Genomic DNA, 19180 nt, shown 5'->3' on the forward strand with positions numbered 1-19180 from the left:
GCAACCACCGCGGCCACCGCCACCGGCGTACGCCGCCCGGGTCGTGGACGCGGTGAAGGTCTACGGCAGGGGCGATACGGAGGTGCGGGCCCTGGACGGGGTGAGCGTCGGCTTCCCGGCCGGCCGCTTCACCGCGATCATGGGGCCCTCGGGCTCCGGCAAGTCCACGCTCATGCACTGCGCGGCCGGACTCGACACCCTCACCTCCGGCTCCGCGCTCATCGGCGACACCGAACTGAGCACGCTGGACGACCGCCGACTGACGCTGCTGCGGCGCGAGCGCGTCGGCTTCGTCTTCCAGGCCTTCAATCTCATTCCGACCCTGACCGTCGCCGAGAACATCACCCTCCCGACGGACCTGGCCGGAGGCGCGCGGGACGACGAGTGGTACGACGCCCTCATCGACGTCGTCGGTCTCCGCGACCGTCTGCACCACCGTCCGAGCGAACTCTCCGGCGGCCAGCAGCAGCGCGTCGCGGTGGCCCGCGCCTTCGCGGGCAGCCCCGACGTCGTCTTCGCGGACGAGCCCACCGGCAATCTCGACTCGCGCTCCGGCGAGGAGGTCCTGCGGCTGCTGGGCAGCACCGTGCGCCGTACGAACCGCACGGTCGTCATGGTCACGCACGATCCGGTCGCCGCGGCCCACGCGGACGAGGTCGTCTTCCTCGCCGACGGACGCCTCGTGGACCGGATGCCGGACCCGACGGCCGAGCGGGTGCTCGACCGGCTGAAGGACTTCGACCCCCGGACGCTCGGCGCGTCCGCCGGCGGTACGTCCGCGAGCGGCGGCCAGGCAGGCGCGGGGGTGCGGTCATGAGCGGGACGCGCGCCTCGTTGCGTATCAGCGTCTCCTCGCTCCGCGCGCACAAGCGGCGCTTCGCCGGAACCTTCACCGCCGTCCTGCTGGGCGTGGCCTTCCTGACGGGCACCCTCGTCATGGGCGACACCCTGCGCGGCAGCTTCGACACCATGTTCGGCGACGCGGCGGGCGGCACCGACGCCGTCGTCCGCAGTGCCGACGTGGTGACGGTGCCGGGCGACTCGCTCGGCACCCGCGAGCCGGTCGACACCGGACTGATCGAGAAGATCGAACGGGTCCCGGGCGTCGCGGCCGTCGCACCCAGGATCGAAGGCGCCGGACAACTCGTCGGCTCCGACGGCGAGCCCGTCGGCGGCCAGGGCCCGCCCACCGTCGTCGGCAACTGGATCGACGACGCCCGGCTCAACCCGTACCGACTCGCCGACGGCCGGCTGCCGGAGAGGAGCGGCGAGGTCGTCCTCAACCGAGGCGCCGCCGAGGCCGGCAAACTGAACATCGGCGACACCACCGTGCTCCGCACGCCCGATCCCGTGCGGGTGACGGTCGTCGGCCTGACGACGTTCGGCGGCGAGGACGGCATGGCCCAGGTCACCTACACGGGCATGACCAGGGCCGACGCGGAGAAGTACCTCATGCCGAAGCCGGGCGGGGCGGCGAGCATCCAGGTGCGTGCCGGTCCCGGCACCGGCCAGGAGGAACTCGCCGACGCCCTGCGGGCGGTCCTGCCGTCAGGCGTGGAGGCGATCACCGGACAGGAGTCCGCCGAGGAGAACCAGGAAATGATCTCCGGTCAGTTCCTGAGCCTGTTCACCACGCTGCTCCTCGTCTTCTCCGGCATCGTGCTGCTCGTCGCGACCTTCTCCATCCACAACACCTTCGCCATCGTGGTGGCTCAGCGCACCCGCGAGAACGCGCTGCTGCGCGCCCTCGGCGCCTCCCGGCGCCAGGTCGTGGGCGCCACGCTCGCGGAGGCGAGCGTCGTCGCACTGGTCGCCTCGGCCGCCGGTCTGCTCGGCGGCATCGGCATCGCCGCAGGGATGCGGGCCCTGTTCCCGGTCATCGGATTCCCCTTCCCCGAGGGGCCGTTGGTGATCGGCGCGCTCTCGATGCTGCTCCCGCTCGCCGTCGGTGTGGCCGTCTGTCTCGGCTCCGCGCTTCTGCCGGCCGTACGGGCGGGGCGCACCGCACCGCTGGCCGCGCTGCGCGAGACGGCCGTGGACGACTCGGGCGCCTCCAGGACCAGGTCGGTCGTCGGTACGGTGGTGGGCCTGGCCGGGATCGGCACGATCCTGGCCGGCGTCTTCGCCACGCCGTCCCTCGTGCTCGCCGGGACGGGAGCCGTCCTCGCCCTCGCCGCCTTCGTGGTGCTCGGCCCGGTGGCCTCCTCGTACGCCGTGCGGCTCCTGGGGGCGCCGCTGGACCGGCTGCGCGGCGTCTCCGGTGCCCTGGCCAGGCGCAACGCGCTGCGCAGCCCCAAGCGCACGGCGGCGACCGCCACCGCGCTGATGATCGGGGTCGCCGTGGTGTCCCTGTTCACGGTCTTCGGCGCCTCGCTGAAGGCGACGATGGACCGGACGGTGTCCCGTTCCTTCGCGGGAGACCTCGCGGTCAGCGTGCCGGCGTTCGGCGGCGGGGGCAGCGGGCTCAGCCCCCGGCTCACGCCCGCCCTGGCCGAACTCCCCGAGGTGGGCTCGGCCGTGGGGCTCGGCAGGGGAGTGGCCGAGGTCGGCGGGGACGGCCGTCAGTTGACCGTCACCGACCCGGCCGCGCTCGCCGAGGGCTTCGATCTCGGCTCCGTGGACGGCTCGTTCGACGGATTCGGCACCAACGACATCGCGGTGTCGCGCCCGGGGGCCGACGACCGGAATCTGCGGAGGGGCAGCACGGTCCAACTCACCTTCGCCGACGGCCGGAAGGAGACCTTCACGGTCAAGGCGGTCTACGAGCGGTCGGAACTCGCGGGCGACTACGTCATCACCCGCGCCGCCTGGGCCCCGCACCGGACGCAGGACGCCGACACCCTCGTCTCCGTCACCTTCAGGGACGGCGTGCCCGCCGCCGAGGCGAGGGCTGCCGTGGAGAAGGCGGCGGCGCCGTTCGGCAACCCGGACGTCCAGACACGTGACGAGTACGCGGAGACCTCCGCGGGAGCCATCGACATGATGCTCACGCTGATCTACGCGCTGCTCGCCCTCGCCGTCGTCATCGCGCTCCTCGGCATCGCCAACACCCTCACGCTAGCCGTCCACGAACGCACCAGGGAACTGGGCCTGTTGCGCGCGGTCGGCCAGACCAGGGCCCAACTGCGGGCGATGGTCCGCTGGGAGTCCGTGCTGGTGGCAGCCTTCGGTACGGCGGGCGGACTGGCACTCGGCGGGCTGCTCGGCTGGGTCATCGTGAAGGCGGCCGAGGGCGCGGGAGACACGCCCTTCGCCTTCGCCGTGCCGCCGGCCCAGCTGATGGTCGTCGGAGTGGTCGGCCTGACGGCCGGAGCGATCGCCGGCCGGCGGCCCGCGCGCAGGGCGGCACGGCTCGACGTACTGCGCGCCGTCGCCACCGAGTGACCGGTGGCGCGGTGCCGTCCAGACGCGGTGCCGTCCTGGCGCGGTGAACGTCCAGACCCGGTCACGCCTCGCTCTGCCGAGGCGTGGCGCGCCCCCGCCCGGTCAGCCGACGACGGCTGACCGGGCGGCGGTATGTTCGCGTCTCCCGGCGACGGTCCGGAAGCCGGCGAAGGGACTGCCCGCCATGATTCCGCCCGCCGAGGAGCCGCCCGAGAAGGGTCCGTCGGTCGTGGCGCCGTACAGCCGGTGCCGGGGCGGAGCGGCGCCCGACGGGGCGGGGAGCGTGAACCAGATGACCTTTCCCGCGTCACCCTCCGCGCGCACCCCCCAGCTCTCGCTGACCGCCTCGATGAGTGCGAGCCCGCGCCCGCACACATCGAGCGGATCGGCTTCCCTGATGGTCGGCAGGCGCGGGTCGTGGTCGTGGACCGCGACCGTGAGCCGGTCGAGCAGCAGTCGGATGTCGACGGTGCACATCTTGTCCGGCTGTGCGTGCCGGTGGACGTTGGTCAGCAGCTCGGTCACACCGAGCGCGGCTTGGTCGATGAGTGGGTCGAGCTGCCAGTAGCGCAATTGCGCAGAAACGATTCTGCGGACCTGGCGGATCCGCGACGGCAGGGCCTGGAGCTCCACCGTGCACTGCCTGCTCGGCTGGCTGATCACGGCTGCGACTCCCCGATTGAGGTCCGGAAGAAGGCATGAGATCAAATCCAGCAGCTCACTCGCGAGGCTCGCTGCTGTCTTGCCCGGCGGGGCTGGATCGCAGCGTCACCACCGGTTCACCCTGAGTGATGTACACCAGAGTGAACCATGTGATACGGGACCGCAACTCGCGGCGCCCGGCGTCAGGTCTTCGCCGTACCCGCGCTGCGTACCGCCTCCAGGAAGCGCCCGGCCAGCAGCCGGCCCTCCGGCCGTCGGCCGTCCCGGCCCATGGTGAGCCGGTAGCGGGTGCCGTTCACGGTCGCCACCGTGCTGTCGTCACCCCGGAACCACGGCTTCTCCGCCCGTACCGCCCGCAGGGGCGCGCTGTCGATGACCCGCCCGTAGCTGGTCAGAAGCGCCAGTCTGCCGTCCTGTATGAGCACCCGGCCCGCTTTGGTGAGCGAGCGGGGCCAGCGCTCGATCTCGACGCCGCTGGCACTGAACTCCGGCTCCGCCATGGCTGATCCGCCCCCTTCGTACTGCTCCCTGTAGGGAAGTCTGCACAACTCGACGCGTGGACGCCAGAGCCACTTCCCCGGACTTCCCCGACAACGCATCGACAACGCGTCGACAGTGCCTCGACCACGCGTCGACCACGCGTCGAGCACTCGTTTCAACGCGTCGAGCACACGTCGACAGCATGCCCCAACCGGCGCGCGCCGCCCCGCGGACCCCGTGCCCAAGGCGCGGCTATGGATACCCAAAGGCGCGGTTTGCGCAGGTCGAGGGCTTACTGTTGCGCCGGGACCGGAGCGGGTGCACGCGCGGGACACGGGCACAGGCGGGACGAAGGACGGCGCGCATGACGGAGCGGCAGCAGACCATCGACGTGAATCGCGCCGATCCCGAGTACCGGGCCTGGCTCAAAGAGGCCGTACGCAAGGTCCAGGCAGACGCCAACCGCTCCGCCGACACCCACCTCCTGCTCTTCCCGCTGCCCGAGCGCTGGGGCATCGACCTGTATCTGAAGGACGAGTCCACCCACCCGACCGGGAGCCTCAAGCACCGCCTCGCCCGCTCGCTGTTCCTGTACGGGCTCTGCAACGGCTGGATCCGCCCCGGGAAGCCCGTCATCGAGGCCTCCAGCGGTTCGACCGCGGTCTCGGAGGCGTACTTCGCGAAGCTGATCGGCGTCCCGTTCATCGCGGTCATGCCGCGCACCACCAGCCCCGAGAAGTGCCGGCTCATCGAATTCCACGGCGGGCGCTGCCACTTCGTGGACGACTCGCGCAGGATGTACGAGGAGTCGGCGAACCTCGCCGCCGAGACCGGCGGACATTACATGGACCAGTTCACGTACGCGGAACGCGCCACCGACTGGCGGGGCAACAACAACATCGCCGAATCGATCTACCAGCAGCTGCGGTTGGAGCGCTATCCCGAGCCCGCGTGGATCGTGGCGACGGCCGGCACCGGCGGCACCTCGGCGACCATCGCCCGCTACGTGCGCTACACGCAGTACGACACCATGATCTGCGTCCCGGACCCGGAGAACTCCTGCTTCTTCGACGGCTGGACCCGCCGCGACCCCCAGGCCTGCGGCGAACGCGGCTCACGCATCGAGGGCATCGGCAGACCGCGTATGGAACCGAGCTTCGTGACCGGGGCCATCGACCGGATGATGAAGGTGCCGGACGCGGCGAGCATCGCCGCCGTACGCCTGCTGGAGCGCAACATCGGCCGCAAGGCGGGCGGTTCGACGGGCACCGGGCTGTGGAGCGCGCTGAAGATCGTCTCCGAGATGGTGGCCGAGGGGCACAAGGGCAGTGTGGTGACGCTGATCTGCGACCCGGGCGAGCGCTATCTCGACAAGTACTACTCCGACGACTGGCTGGCCGCGCAGGGCATCGACATCGCGCCGTACACCGCCACGATCGAGCACTTCCTTCGGACGGGCACCTGGCCGGCCTGAACGGCGGTTCCAGGCCCCGCGCTCAGGTCAGCGGGACGGTGACGCGGCCAGCCGGCGGTCCAGCCGGCGCATGGACACGGTGAACGTACGCCCCAGTCCCGGGCGGAACGTCCGCAGGAAGAAGAGGAAGGGCCTGCTGCCGTCGGCCGCGAACGTCCAGCTCACCCGTGTGCCGGTACCGGCGGGTGTCAGCCGCCAGTCCTCCACCCCCGCCAGCGCCCCGGGGGTGCTCGACGTGTCGACGCGGTAGGCGTAGCGGACGTCGGGCTCGGCGACGAGGACGGTCTCGGTGAACGTCCCGCCCATCCGCAGCCGGACCTCACGTCCGCCGGGCGTCGACCGCGCCGCGGTCACGGCCGTGAACCACTGGGGCCACGCCTCGGTCTCCTCGGCCAGCGCCCGGTACACCGCGCCGGGCGGCGCGCTCACCTCACCGCTGAAGACCAGCCGCACGGGGGCGGACTCGGCGAACCCGACGTCGACGGGGCGCAGTTGACGGACTGCCATGAACATCACGTCCCAGGGAGATAGACGCACGGTCGTGTCGCCGGAGCCTACTCTCCGTCAGTGCCCGACGTCCGGGGACCCCGCGCATCAGCCGGCCGCCGCCTCCTCGGCTCGTACGACCGGTCAGGACTCGCGCAGCAGCCCGTCGACCACGCGGCCGAAGACGGCGCTTCCGGCGCGCGCGGTCAGGCGGTCCAGGAAGCGGGGGAGGAAGCTGACGCGCAGCTCCTCCGACCAGCGCACCAGCGTGCGACCACCGCTCTCCGGCACGGTCTCCGCCGCCGCCGTCTCCGTCACCTCGATCTCGGCCCAGCCCGTGATCACCCGGCCGCGCTTCTCCAGCCGGCAGTGGCCGGGGCTCCCCGCCGTCGGCGGCTCCCAGCGCACGACCTCCATCGGGTCGTCGAACCGCACGCGCCCGAGTCCCGTACGCGCCACGAACACCGTTCCCGTCCCGGTCGGGCCCGGCGTCTCCACGAGCGTCCGCGTCAACGGCACTCGCCGACCGTGCGCCGGCCAGTCGGTGATCCGCCGCCAGGCCTCGTCGGCGGGCAGCGACGTACGGCGGGAGACACGGAAGACGCTCACCGGTCCGCCGACTCACCGGCGACCACCAGGCCGGGGAGATGCTCGGTGATCTCCTCGCGCACCTCGGGCGACAGCCCGGCGTCCGTGACCAGTGTGTCGACCTGATCGAGCGTCGCGAACGAACTCAGGCCCACCGTGCCCCACTTGGTGTGGTCGGCCACGACCACCACCCGGCGGGCCGACCGCACGAAACGGCGGTTCGTCTCCGCCTCGGCCAGATTCGGCGTGGAGAGACCGGCCTCGGCGGAGATCCCGTGCACGCCCAGGAAGAGCACGTCGAAATGCAGCGAGCGGATCGCCTGGTCGGCTACCGGGCCGACCAGCGAGTCCGACGGTGTACGGACACCACCTGTGAGTACGACGGTGGCCGCGCCCGCGCGCTGACCGCCCGACGTACCGGCGGGCTGCGCGGCGTGGAACACGTCGGCGACCCGCACCGAATTCGTCACGACCGTCAGATCGGGCACGTCCAGCAGATGGTGCGCCAGGGCGTACGTGGTCGTCCCGCCCGACAGGGCGATGGCCCGGCCCGGCACGGCCATGGCGGCGGCGGCCCGCGCGATGTCCTCCTTGGCGCTCAGCTCCAGCTCCGACTTGGCCTCGAAGCCCGGCTCGTGGGTGCTCGCCTCGACCACGGGGACGGCGCCGCCGTGCACCTTCTCGATGACGCCGAGCCGGGCGAGTGCGTCGAGGTCCCTGCGGACCGTCATGTCGGAGACGTTGAGCTTGCGCGTCAGCTCGTTGACACGGATACCGCCTCGGCGGCGCACCTCGTCGAGGATCAGGGCCCGTCGCTGTTCCGCGAGGAGGTTCTGGTTGTCGCTCACCACCGGGGCCTGTCCTTCCACGTCGGCGTCGTGCGCGGCCGCCGTACACAGCTGATCATCAGGGTTCCTCATCCTCCCACGCTGTTGGGCCCCGTACGCAGGTGTCGGCCCGGCCGGCCCCGGGGACACCCCCCTAGGGGCGGACGCCGCCCGCGAAACGCCACCTGAGAGCGAGTCATCGACGTGTCCTCTGAGCAGACCGCCGACCGGAGCGGCGGGGCCGCGCTCGAACTGCTGGTCCACGGCGTCGGCGGCGCCACCCCGCAGGAGATGCTGGCCGATCCGTACACGGTCCGGATCACCGGCGACGAGACGGCGGCCATCTACCGGCGTCCCGACGACGAGGACGCCGAGTCCCACCCCGAGCGGTACGAGGACGGGCCGGTGCCCGAGGCGTACTGCTGGTCCAACCTCACCTCGGGCAACGCCAGTCGAGCCCTGTGGCTGCTGCTGCTCCCCTTCATGGTCGTCAATCTGGCGCACTGGATGCGCCCGGCGACCAACGGACTGGCCAGGACCCAGCGGCTGTACGGGGTGCTGGTACGGCTGCTCGCCCTCACCCTCACCGTGCTGCTGACCGCCGCCGCCTGTGAGGTCGCCCTCGACCTGGTGGCCTGGCAGTGCGCGGGCTCCGCCGGCTGCGCGGACGACCGGTCCTGGCTGGGCTTCCTGTCGGCGACGGGGGACGGCTGGTGGGCGCAGCCCGGCCGCCGGCTCGCGCTGGCCGCGCTGATACCGGCCGCCCTGGTGGGCCTGCTCTGGTATCTCTCCAACCGCACCTGGAGCGCCTACGAGGCGCAGCGCCCGCCGACCGACGCCGGTCCGGGCGGAAGCCCGCGGGATCCGGACACGGAGGTCGTCAACACCCCCGGCGTCCCCGACTCCCGCGACGCCGCGGACGCCTACCGCCCCGCGCTCGCCAGGCCCGGCTTCTGGTACGGCCGCCGGCTCGTCGCCCGCCTGCGCGCGGCGCACACCGCCGCCGGATTCCTCACCGTCGCGGGCGCGGTCACCGGCGCCGCGGCCCGCTACGACCGCGGCGCCTCCAGCGCCGCCAGGGAGACCGTCGGCTGGCTGCTCCAGGCAACTCTCGTCGCCGGTGCGCTCGTTGTGCTCTGGGTGGTGTGCAGCAGGGGCCGCAGCGAGCGCAAGCGCGACGGCTCGCTCGACAAGGCCCTCGTCAGCCGGCTGCCCGCCGTCTCCCTCGCCCTGGTCGGCGTCGCGGTGGTGTACGCCGCCTGGTCCCGCCCCGACTGGGTCTCCTCCGGCACACTGCCCGGCGCCGTCACGTTCTCGGTGCTGACAATCGCCCAAGGCGTTCTCGTCGTCGGCCTCGCGACGGCGGCCCTCGCCCTGCACCGACGCGCCCCGCACGCCAGGATCGCGCTGTACGGACTCGGCGGCCCGGCCGTCGCCATGCTGGCCTGCGCCCTGGCCGGGGTGATGACCGGCGGTGTGGCCCAGCGTGTCGGCGACTGGCTCGACGGGTCCGGCACGCCGGGCATGGGGGAGGGGACGATCGCCGGACCGCCGGTGCTGCTGAGCTGGCAGGCCGCCGTCATCCCCGTCCTGCTGGTGCTCCTGGTGATCCCGGTCGTCGTCCTCGCCGTACGCACCGTGCGTACCGGCCGGCGCCTCGCGCCGGTCGTCGAGGCCGAGTACGGGTCCCGGGAGGCGAAGGTCACCCCGGACTCCGTCCGTACCCGCAGGATCGCCGGCGCCCGCGCCCGCGCCCAACTCACCGACGCGGCGCCCTGGTTGGTCGGACTGGTCTCCGGCGCCGCGCTCCTGCTCGGCACCGGCGCCGTCGTCGGCGCGTGGCTGAGCGGGGACGTGCCGGGCCGGGCCGCCGAGGGCGGACCCGCGCTGATCCAGTCGATCGCGGACACCGCGCAGGCGCTCGGCTCCTGGCTGATCGGCTTCGGGTTCATCCTTTTCGTGACCTGGGGCCGCCGCGCCTACCGCGACGCCTCCGCCCGGCGCACCATCGGCATCCTCTGGGACGTCGGCACCTTCTGGCCGCGCGCCTCGCACCCCTTCGCGCCGCCGTGCTACGCGGAGCGCGCCGTACCGGACCTCACCTGGCGGATGGCCTCCTGGACCGCCCGCACCGGCGGACGCCTCGTCATCTCCGGGCATTCGCAGGGCAGTGTGCTGGCCGCCGCCGCCGTCTGGCAGTTGCGCGAGGGCACCCGCCACCAGGTGGGACTGCTCACGTACGGCTCACCGCTGGAGCGGCTGTACGGCCGCTGGTTCCCCGCCTACTTCGGTGCCGCGCCCCTCAGCGACCTGGGCAGGGAGGTGCACTGCTGGCGCAACCTGTGGCGCGCCACCGACCCGATCGGGGGCCCGGTCCGGCTGGACGCCGACGGACCGGCCGTGGACCGGGGACCGCTGAAGGATCCGCTCGCCTACGGCCGTACGGAGCGCCACCCGCTGCCCGAACCGATCCTCGGCCACTCCGAGTACCAGGCCGACCCCGTCTTCGCCGAGGAGCGCGCCGCGCTGCTCGACCGGCTGCCGCCCGCACTGCCGGAACAGCGCGACGGCACCGCGACGGCGGAGCGACGGACCGGCTGAGCGGGAAGGTCACGGTGCCGATCCGGCCCGGAGTCAGGGGAGTTCGGGCAGATCGTCCGCGTAGAGCAGTGTCAGGTCGTCCGTGCTGGTCTCCGGCAGCTGGGCGACCCTGCTCGCGTGCTGCTCCACCATCGACTCGAACGTCTGACGCGCGGTACGGCCGTTGCCGAAGGCCGGGCCCTTGGGCAGGACGGCGAAGTACTTGAGCAGCGCCTCGGCGGTGCCCGCACCCAGCCGGTACTCGTGCTCCTCGGCCTGCTGCTCCACGATCCGCAGCAGCTCGTCCGCGTCGTAGTCGCTGAAGGTGATGGTGCGTGAGAAGCGTGACGCCACACCGGGGTTGACCGCGAGGAAGCGTTCCATCTCGACCGTGTACCCGGCAACGATCACCACCACCGCCTCCCGGTGATCCTCCATCAACTTGACCAGGGTGTCGATCGCCTCACGCCCGAAGTCGCGGCCCGAGTCCTCGGGCGACAGCGCGTACGCCTCGTCGATGAAGAGCACACCGCCACGCGCCCGGTCGAAGGCCTCCTGCGTACGGATCGCCGTGGAGCCGATGTGCTCACCCACCAGGTCCACCCGGGAGACCTCCACGAGATGCCCGCGCTCCAGCACCCCGAGGGAGGCGAGGATCTCGCCGTACAGCCGGGCCACCGTCGTCTTGCCGGTGCCGGGGGAGCCGGTGAAGACCAGATGGCGGCGGGCGGACGCGGCCTTGAGTCCGGCCTGCTGCCTGCGCCTGCCGACCTCGATCATGTTGGTCAGGGCGCGGACCTCACGTTTGACGCTCTCCAGGCCCACGAGCGCGTCGAGTTCACCGAGGACCTTGCCCGGATCCCGTACCGGCTCGGCCGGGGGTGCGTCCGCCACCGGTGTGGCGCTCTGCGCCGGGACCGCGCCCAGCAGCCCGGTCGTCTGGGTGGCCGTCAGCACGGCCGTCGGCTGCGGCGCCGCGACCAGCACACCGCTCTCGTCGCTGGTGCAGTCCTCCACGGTCGGACCGGGGCCGTCGGCACCCGGCGTACCGCCGTCCGGGAACTCGTAACCCCCGCGCGCGCAGCGCTCGGTGCGGCAGCGCGTCAGCGTCGTACGGCAGCCGTCCATCACATGGAAGCCGTAACCGCCGCTGCCCGTCACCCGGCAGTCGTGGAACGTGCCGCGCCCCTCGGCGGAGACGTAGAAACCGGCCTCGGCGGGCGAGGTGATCGTGCAGCGTTCGATGGTGGGGTCGGCGCCCTTGGTGACGATGACACCGGTCTGCACACCGTCGATGGTGCAGGAGTTGAGCGTGCCGCCGCTGCCGTGGTCGCGGAACCAGGCACCCGTGGCGGCCTCCCTGATCCGGCAGTCGTCGAGCTGCGCCGTCGCGCCGTCGCTCACCGACACCGCCGTGTTGCGCACCTGGGAGAGGTCGCTGTCCACGACGTCCGCGCGCGATCCGCGGTCGAGGACGAACAGCGCGTCCGGCACGTCGTGCACACGGCACGAGTCGAGGACCACCGTCGCCCCGTCGCTCACCCAGACCGCCGGGTAGTCGCCCGTACTGTCGTGTATCTCGCACTGGTTGGCGTCCACGCGAGTGCCCGGGTCCCAGACCGACAGACCGTTGCGGCCGAAGCGCCGCACCGTGGAGCGGGTCAGCGTCAGGACGGAGCGGGAGCGCAGATCGACCGCGTTCTCCGGGATGTCGTGGATGTCGCAGTCGGAGAGCGTCAGCACCGCGTCCGTGTCGAGGGTGATGCCGTCCGCCGACGTGCGGTGGACGCTGGAGTCGGTGAGATGGGCGGCGGCGCGCGAGGCGATCTGCACACCGGTGCCCTTGATCTCGTACACCTCGCAGCCGACGGCCTCCAGCCCGCTGCCCTCGCCGGTGACGGTCAGGCCGCCGCCCGACGCGTGGTGGATCCGGCACCGTTCGAGCCGGGGGTGCGCCCCGCCACGTACGGAGACGCCCGACTGCCCGGCCGCGACCACCTCGCAGTCCTCGAAGACCCCGCCGGCGCCGTCGAGTACGGCGACACCGACCCCGGCCGGATTGTCGACCGTGCAGCGGCGGACGGTGGGACGCGCGGCCCCCCGTACCTCTATCCCGGCGGCCGAGCGTGTGACGATCCGCAGATCCGTCAGCTCCGGGGTGCCGTCCTCCACGAGCAGCGCGGGCGCGGTCGTGTCCTGGCCCTCCACATGCAGGTCGTGGACGGTCGCGGAGGCGCGCACCGTCAGCGGCACGCCGTCCGGCGGCGCGATTCGCACCGAGCCCGCCGAGCCCTCGGGCCCGCGCAGCGTGACGGCGCGCGTGACGACGAGATTCTCCCGGTAGGTGCCCGGCGCGACGGTGAGTATGTCGCCGTCGCTCGCGGCCTCCAGGGCCGCGGCGAGAGAGGCGTACTCGCCGGTACGGCGGCGCCAACGCGAGGTGCCGGTGTGCGTCACCTGGACGGTGCCCTGTGCCATGGTGTTGTTCTGTCCCCACCTCGTGCGCCTGCGCGTCTGTGCCGACCGGACCCGCTCCGGGGTCAACTCAAGGAAGTCCCGGCCGCCACAGAGGACCGGGTCGCACCACCGTAGCGCGCGCGGCACCGGTGAGTTGACCCAAGAGCGGTTCCCGCCGTCGTTCCGGCCGCCGGGAGAAGGGCCGCCCGGCCCCCGAGCTCAGCTGCCCGCGCCCGTACGGCCCCAGTCGGGACCGGCCTTGGCCCAGGCCACGTCGAGGCGCGCGTACCGGCGCCGATTGAGTTTCCACACGATCAGCCGCCGGCCGGCCTCGACCAGACCGGCGGCGAGCGAGGCCACCCCGAGGCCCGCCAGCACGGCGTGCGTACGGGCGGTGGTGAGGTCGACCGGACGCTTGGAGAGCCGCCCCTCACCGTCGGTCCAGACCGGGAAGGTCTCGCCCGCCCGGATGCGCGCAGGCGCCGAGCGGACGACTCCGGTCTGCCGACTGCCGTCCGGGGCCGTCCACTTGGCGATCACGGGCCGTCCCGTGTCGCGCGCGGCCGAGGTCTCGGGGTCGAGCGTCACACGGGCGGGCGCGTGGGCGTGGCGGACCACCAGAGCCCGCGTGTGGTGCCGTTCCTCGTGCTGCGCCTGGATCGTCCGGCGGAACGCGCCGTCGGTCAGGGAGCCCGAGATCCAGCCAATCACGGGCACGGCGAGGATCAGCAGGAGCAGGGCGCCCAGCGCGACCCATGCCTCGACAAGATCGGTCTTTCTGCGCAGCGGGTTGTGCCGCCAGCGCCGCAGCCCCACGACCGCTCGCATCGCGCCGCCCCTTCCGGATTCCGTACGTTCCCCAGTCCGTGATAGCCCCGCGAGAGGCGCCGCACGCACAAAAGGGCCGAAGGGAGAGCGAAATCACCCTTCGGTTCGACGGGCCGGATCCGGCTCCGTGCCGGTCGGTCGTGGTGTTCACACGGTGGCCGTGGAGCCGTCGCCGCGACGACGAGATCCGGCCGGAAGCGGTTCGACGGCGAGTGCTCTCGTCGGCCGGGCGCGGGCGCGCCCGCTCGGAAGTGCCAGCCGGACCTCCACCCCGAGGTGGCGGCTGCACCGGTCGTGCGCGCGCGTCGAGATGAGCGCCGCGTCAACCCGGATACCGAACATGCCCATCACAAAGTCGTTCGTATGAACATAAGTGCGGGTGGTGCCGACGTCCTTCCCCGGCCCGCCTCCGTCCGTCCCGGTGTGTTCCCCGCGTCTACGGCCTCCAGGACCCCCGGTGTCAGTAACCCCGGCTCTGGTAGGGCCGGTTGTAGGGGTCGTCGTACTGCACCGGCGCGGGCGCCGGACGCGGTGAGGCGGGTCGCATGGCCTCGTACCCCGTCGGTGAGCCCGGCCGCTGTTGCTGTTGCTGCTGCTGCGGACGGGGCTGCTGAGGACGCGGCTGCTGCGGCTGCTGCTGGGCCGGATAGGGCTGGGCGCCCTGATAGCCGCCGCGGGGCTGCTGCGGGGCCTGCTGCGGAATGTAGGGCGCCGGGGCGTGCTGGAGCGGCACGGGGTGCTGCGCCGGCTGCGGCTGGTACCCGCCGTACGACGGCGTGGGCTGCGAAGGAGCTGCCGGAAGGGCGGGGAGCGCCGAAGGCAGCGCCGGCAGATAGCTGTTGCTCTGGTAGCTGCTGCCGGTGTCGTAGGCGGAAGGCACTCGGATCGGGGCGATCTGAGGCGTGCCCCGCTCCGCGACCAGTGAGTCGTAGATCGGGGTGTCCGGGAACGACGGCGCGGTGTAGTAACCGCCGCCGTAGGTGGCGCGGGGGGAGGTCATGGAACATAAGTTAAGCCCACGATGTGCCGGTTGGGGAGTCCGATTAGTGGGTTCTTTCGGGAGCTCTGGGCCACTTCGGATCCCCAATGCGAGCGAACTTGGGAAAATCGGTCGTCCGGCGGCGTTGTGATCGTGTAAAGGGCAAGCTCCAGAGGGGTTACTCGTCGGTCCGCCCGGGCGCGACGGCCGCTTCAGCGATTAGGTTTGGCGCAACGGAAAACTTTGGGTCATCCGACTCTCGATGGGGGCGAGCATGTCCATGCTTAAAGGAGCCAATGTTCCGGTCTCGGCAGCGAGTGTGCGTGTCGAATTGGGATGGCGTTCAGCGCCCGGGACGCCGGACGTCGACGCCTCGGCGCTCCTGCTGAAGGCGGGAAAGGTCCGCTCGGACGCGGACTTCGTTTTCTACAACCAGCCGTCGCACGCGTCCGGCGCGGTCCGGTACGACGGAAAAGGCACTGGTCCCGGCACCGTGACGGACAGCCTGTCCGTCGATCTGGCGCGCGTGGAGGCCGACATCGAGCGGATCGTCGTCGCCGCGTCGGCGGACGGCGGCAACTTCGGCCGGGTGCCCGGTCTGTACGTACGAGTCCTCGACGCGGCGTCCGGTGCCGAGATCGCGCGGTACGACAGCCAGGACGCGACCGTCGAGACGGCGTTCGTCCTCGGTGAGCTCTACCGCCGCCAGGGCGCCTGGAAGTTCCGCTCGGTCGGCCAGGGCTACAGCAGCGGACTCGAAGGCCTGGCAACGGACTTCGGCATCAGCGTCGACGAGCCGCAGCGGGCGGCCGCCGCGCCGCCCGTGGCCCCCGCGCCGCCGGCCCCGGTCGCGGCACCCGCCCCGCCCAGGTACACACCCCCCGCGCCGCCCGCGCCCCCCGCGGCCGCCCCCACTCCCGTGCGGCTCAGCAAGGTCACGCTGACCAAGGACGCGCCGTCCGTCTCCCTGTCCAAGCAGGGCGGCAACTCCGGTGAGATGCGCGTCAATCTCAGCTGGCAGGTGCGCAAGCAGTTCAAGGGCTGGGGCGCCAAGCTGGGCCGCGCCGTCGCCATGCACGGCGATCTCGACCTCGACCTGTGCGCACTCTATGAACTGACCGACGGCCGCAAAGGCGTCGTCCAGGCACTCGGCAATGCCTTCGGAGCGCTGCACCAGCCGCCGTTCATCCATCTCGACGGCGACGACCGCACGGGAGGTTCGGCGAACGGCGAGAATCTCAGCATCAACCTCGACCACAAGCACCAACTGCGCCGCGTGGTCATCTTCGTGACGATCTACGAAGGGGCTCGCAGCTTCGCCGATCTCGACGCGACGGTCACCCTCCAGCCGCAGAACGGCGCCGCGATCGACTTCTCGCTCGGCGAGTGCACAGTTCCCTCCACCGTCTGCTCGCTGGCATTGATCACCAATACCGGTTCCGATCTCCTCGTCCAGCGCGAAGCGCGATTCCTCGTGCCGGAACGCGGTGTCAGCCCGCAGCGCACCATCGACTACGCGTACGGCTGGGGCATGAACTGGACGCCCGGCCGTAAGTGACCCGCGTCCCGGCGGCGATCTGGGTCAACGCTCCGGTGCGGCCTCCGGACGGGCGTACGTACGCCCCTTCCAGGCCGCACCGCGGCCCCGGTAGTGCCGCACGGCCGAATCGACCGTCATCAGGAGGTAGAGCAGGGCGGTGAAGGGCAGCAGGGGAGCCAGCCAGAGCGACTGCCGGTAGTAACGCAGCACCGGCAGGTAGGTGCCGGCCATCACCGCCCACGCCCCGCCGCCCAGCAGCCCGGCCGGTGTGTCACCGCCCGACAGGCCCGCGTACACCCCCACGGGCGGCGCGAGATAGACGACCGCGAGCCCGGCCACCGTGCCGACCAGCAGGACAGGGCTGTGCAGGAGTTGGGCGTACGCGCTGCGCGCCACCATCCGCCACAGGTCGGTCAGCCGCGGATACGGGCGCACGCTGTCCACCCGCTCCGCGAGACCGAGCCAGATCCGGCCCCCGGCCTTCCGCACCGTGCGGGCCAGCGACACGTCGTCGATCACGGCCTGCCGGATGGAGTCGGGGATCCGCGCCCGTACGGCCATCTCCGTGCGCAGCAGTACACAGCCGCCGGCCGCCGCCGAGGTCCGGGCGCCCGGCTTGTTGACCCGGCGGAACGGATAGAGCTGGGCGAAGAAGTAGACGAAGGCGGGCACGATCAGCCGCTCCCACGCGCTCGCCACCCGGAGCCGGGCCATCTGGGAGACCAGGTCGAGACCGTTCGTCCGCGCGGCGGCCACCAGTTCACGCAGACTGTCCGGCTCATGCGCGATGTCGGCATCCGTAAGAAGGAGGAAGTCGGGTTCACCCGCCCGAGCCTGTTCGATGCCGTGACGCAGCGCCCACAGCTTGCCCGTCCAGCCGGGCGCCGGCTCGGGCGGGGAGATCACCGTCAGCGGCAGCCCGCCGAGTCGGCCGGCCAACTCCCGGGCCAGGGCGCCCGTACCGTCGGTGCTGGAATCGTCGACGAGGAAGATCTCCGCCCGCCCCGGATAGTCCTGGGCCAACAGCGACGGCAGGCTCACCGGCAGCATCTCCGCCTCGTCACGCGCGGGCACGACCACGGCGACGGAGGGCCACGCGGGAGGGGCCTCACGCGGCGGCAGCCGCTGATCCGTGCGCCAGAAGAATCCCTGACCCAGCAGCAGAAAGCCCCACGCGGCGAGAGAGGCCGCGGCGATCCAGGCGATGGCACTCATTCGCCGCAGTCTGCCCCACATCGGCGGGACCGCAAGGGCGGTCGTCTATGGTGACCGGGTGAAGATCGCGCTGATGGACTCCGGTCTCGGGCTGCTCGCCGCGGCCGCCGCACTGCGCCGGCTCCGGCCGGACGCCGGTCTCGTGCTCTCCTCGGACCCCGCCGGCATGCCGTGGGGACCGCGTACACCGGAGGACGTCGTCGGGCGCGCGCTCGCCGTCGCCCGCGCCGCCGCCGCGCACCGCCCCGACGCGCTGATCGTCGCCTGCAACACCGCGTCGGTGCACGCCCTGCCCGCGCTGCGCGCCGCCCTGGAGCCCGGACTTCCCGTCATCGGCACCGTCCCCGCGATCAAGCCGGCGGCGGCCGGTGGCGGGCCCGTCGCGATCTGGGCCACCCCCGCCACCACGGGCAGCCCCTACCAGCGTGACCTCATCCGTACCTTCGCCGCCTCGGTCGACGTCACCGAGGTGCCGTGCCCGGGGCTCGCGGACGCGGTGGAGCACGCGGACGAGGCGGGCATCGAGCGCGCCGTCGGGGCCGCGTCCGACCGCACACCTCGTGAGGTGAGGACCGTCGTCCTGGGCTGCACCCATTACGAACTCGTCGGTGAGCGCATCCGCGCGGCGCTGCTGCGGCGCGGCCTGCCGGAGGTGAGGCTGTACGGCTCGGCCGACGCGGTCGCCGCGCAGGCGCTGCGCCGCCTCGGAGAGACCGCGGCGTCGTCGGCCACGGCCGCCGCCGAGCCCGGCGAGCTGACCGTCCTGCTGAGCGGGCGGCGCGCCTCGCTGCCGGACCCGGCCCTGACCTACGCGGAGGGCCGACTGCTCGCCGCTGTCACGCGCGTGCACTAATACCGGGGCGGCGTCCGGATCCCGGGACGGACCGTCCTCGGGGCCACTGTGCGGATCGTCACAGCGGGACGGCGGCGCGGCTTCAGTGCCCGGTCGTGGCCCGGGCGACGGGCGCCTCCGACCCCGTCGGGGGCATCACTTCGGTGCCCGCCGCAGCGGTGCCCGTCCGGCGGATCGTGAGTACGCTGCAACCATGACGGAGCACCCCCGGCGAGGGGGGCCTGGCTCAGTGCCCCTCCCCGAAATCTGGACCGGCCGAGCGCGCAACCGCATTCAGTGGCTGTTCGCCGCGGTGGGCGTCGCCTGTCTTGTCCTCGGCATCGTGCTGGCGGTCCAGTCCTCCTGGGAGAACGGTGTCGTCGCCCTGGCCGCCTCGGTGGTCGGCTGTGTGGCCGCCGGTCTGCTGATCCTCTTCGGCACGCTCGCCTTCGTGCACGTGGCGGTCAAGGTCGATCACGAGCACCTTGAGGTGCGCTGCGGTCACGCCGGGCTGCCGCGCCGCCGTATCCCGCTCGCCCATGTCACCGGCGCCGACTTCGAACCCAGCGTCACCCCACGCCAGTGGGGCGGCTGGGGCTACCGCTGGCGACCGGAGCGGGGCACGGCCGTGGTCGTACGGCGCGGCGAAGGTCTCGTGCTGAGCCTGGGCGACGGCAGGACGTTCACGGTGACCGTCGACAACGCGGAGGCCGCCGTCCGCGTCATCCGCGACAGACTCCGCACCGCCGCCACAGGGAAGGTGACCCTTCGCAAGTCGCACCTCGGCCCCGGGAGGGGCGGCGGAGCGGCTGTCGGCGAGTCGGCGGAGTCCTGACCCGAGGGCACG

At 72.3% G+C, this 19180-nt stretch carries 16 protein-coding genes; 7 read left to right on the forward strand and 9 right to left on the reverse strand.

All coding sequences use genetic code 11. The annotated features are described in order from the left end of the window. The first annotated feature begins 43 nt into the window (after window positions 1–43). Complete coding sequence (locus IEY79_RS02810) at window positions 44–817, forward strand: ABC transporter ATP-binding protein (protein ID WP_189105660.1); 774 nt, start codon at window positions 44–46, stop codon at window positions 815–817. After that, window positions 814–3384: an ABC transporter permease gene (locus tag IEY79_RS02815; protein WP_189105661.1), complete on the forward strand. Its 2571-nt coding sequence runs from the start codon at window positions 814–816 to the stop codon at window positions 3382–3384. Before IEY79_RS02810 ends, IEY79_RS02815 begins: the two co-directional genes overlap by 4 nt. Window positions 3385–3486: 102 nt before the next feature. Here the strand turns inward: IEY79_RS02815 and IEY79_RS02820 are convergent, their stop codons facing one another. Beyond that, window positions 3487–4047, reverse strand: coding sequence for an ATP-binding protein (locus tag IEY79_RS02820; RefSeq protein ID WP_189105662.1), 561 nt, complete (start codon window positions 4045–4047; stop codon window positions 3487–3489). Between the two features lie 182 nt (window positions 4048–4229). After that, window positions 4230–4547, reverse strand: a complete 318-nt coding sequence (locus IEY79_RS02825) for a hypothetical protein (protein ID WP_189105663.1) — start codon at window positions 4545–4547, stop codon at window positions 4230–4232. Window positions 4548–4891: 344 nt separating this feature from the next. Here IEY79_RS02825 and IEY79_RS02830 point away from each other — a divergent pair, with 344 nt between their 5' ends. After that, window positions 4892–6001: a PLP-dependent cysteine synthase family protein gene (locus tag IEY79_RS02830; RefSeq protein ID WP_189105664.1), complete on the forward strand. Its 1110-nt coding sequence runs from the start codon at window positions 4892–4894 to the stop codon at window positions 5999–6001. A 27-nt stretch (window positions 6002–6028) separates the two neighbouring features. On the opposite strand, the gene IEY79_RS02835 is transcribed toward IEY79_RS02830, so the two are convergent. The 3 genes from IEY79_RS02835 to IEY79_RS02845 form a co-directional block, all read right to left on the reverse strand. Beyond that, entirely contained in the window at window positions 6029–6508 is a 480-nt protein-coding gene (locus IEY79_RS02835) for an SRPBCC family protein (RefSeq protein ID WP_189105665.1), read from the reverse strand. 123 nt (window positions 6509–6631) lie between these two features. Next, on the reverse strand, window positions 6632–7096 hold the full coding sequence (locus IEY79_RS02840) for an SRPBCC family protein (protein WP_189105666.1): 465 nt from the start codon (window positions 7094–7096) through the stop codon (window positions 6632–6634). After that, window positions 7093–7923: a DeoR/GlpR family DNA-binding transcription regulator gene (locus tag IEY79_RS02845; RefSeq protein WP_189106009.1), complete on the reverse strand. Its 831-nt coding sequence runs from the start codon at window positions 7921–7923 to the stop codon at window positions 7093–7095. The genes IEY79_RS02840 and IEY79_RS02845 overlap by 4 nt, the downstream gene beginning before the upstream one ends. A gap of 177 nt (window positions 7924–8100) precedes the next feature. Here IEY79_RS02845 and IEY79_RS02850 point away from each other — a divergent pair, with 177 nt between their 5' ends. Continuing rightward, complete coding sequence (locus tag IEY79_RS02850) at window positions 8101–10503, forward strand: hypothetical protein (protein WP_373292466.1); 2403 nt, start codon at window positions 8101–8103, stop codon at window positions 10501–10503. 33 nt (window positions 10504–10536) lie between these two features. On the opposite strand, the gene IEY79_RS02855 is transcribed toward IEY79_RS02850, so the two are convergent. From IEY79_RS02855 to IEY79_RS02865, 3 genes are all read right to left on the reverse strand, one after another. After that, the gene (locus tag IEY79_RS02855) at window positions 10537–12960 is read right to left on the reverse strand and encodes a right-handed parallel beta-helix repeat-containing protein (RefSeq protein ID WP_189105668.1); all 2424 of its coding nucleotides are present in this window, start codon (window positions 12958–12960) and stop codon (window positions 10537–10539) included. Window positions 12961–13158: 198 nt separating this feature from the next. Further along, entirely contained in the window at window positions 13159–13767 is a 609-nt protein-coding gene (locus IEY79_RS02860) for an Rv1733c family protein (protein ID WP_189105669.1), read from the reverse strand. Between the two features lie 460 nt (window positions 13768–14227). Next, a complete protein-coding gene (locus tag IEY79_RS02865; protein ID WP_189105670.1) occupies window positions 14228–14767 on the reverse strand; it encodes a DUF6643 family protein in 540 nt (179 codons plus the stop codon). A 241-nt stretch (window positions 14768–15008) separates the two neighbouring features. Between IEY79_RS02865 and IEY79_RS02870 the strand changes: the two genes are divergently transcribed. Beyond that, complete coding sequence (locus IEY79_RS02870) at window positions 15009–16304, forward strand: TerD family protein (RefSeq protein ID WP_189105671.1); 1296 nt, start codon at window positions 15009–15011, stop codon at window positions 16302–16304. Between the two features lie 24 nt (window positions 16305–16328). Here IEY79_RS02870 and IEY79_RS02875 read toward each other — a convergent pair whose 3' ends face one another. Further along, the gene (locus IEY79_RS02875) at window positions 16329–17501 is read right to left on the reverse strand and encodes a glycosyltransferase (protein ID WP_189105672.1); all 1173 of its coding nucleotides are present in this window, start codon (window positions 17499–17501) and stop codon (window positions 16329–16331) included. A 58-nt stretch (window positions 17502–17559) separates the two neighbouring features. Here IEY79_RS02875 and IEY79_RS02880 point away from each other — a divergent pair, with 58 nt between their 5' ends. Together IEY79_RS02880 and IEY79_RS02885 are read left to right on the forward strand one after the other, a co-directional pair. After that, complete coding sequence (locus IEY79_RS02880) at window positions 17560–18354, forward strand: glutamate racemase (RefSeq protein ID WP_229700635.1); 795 nt, start codon at window positions 17560–17562, stop codon at window positions 18352–18354. Between the two features lie 193 nt (window positions 18355–18547). Beyond that, entirely contained in the window at window positions 18548–19168 is a 621-nt protein-coding gene (locus tag IEY79_RS02885) for a hypothetical protein (RefSeq protein ID WP_189105674.1), read from the forward strand. The last annotated feature ends 12 nt before the right edge of the window (window positions 19169–19180 follow it).

This window comes from Streptomyces camponoticapitis, from assembly GCF_014646115.1.
Classification (GTDB): Bacteria; Actinomycetota; Actinomycetes; order Streptomycetales; family Streptomycetaceae; genus Streptomyces; species Streptomyces camponoticapitis.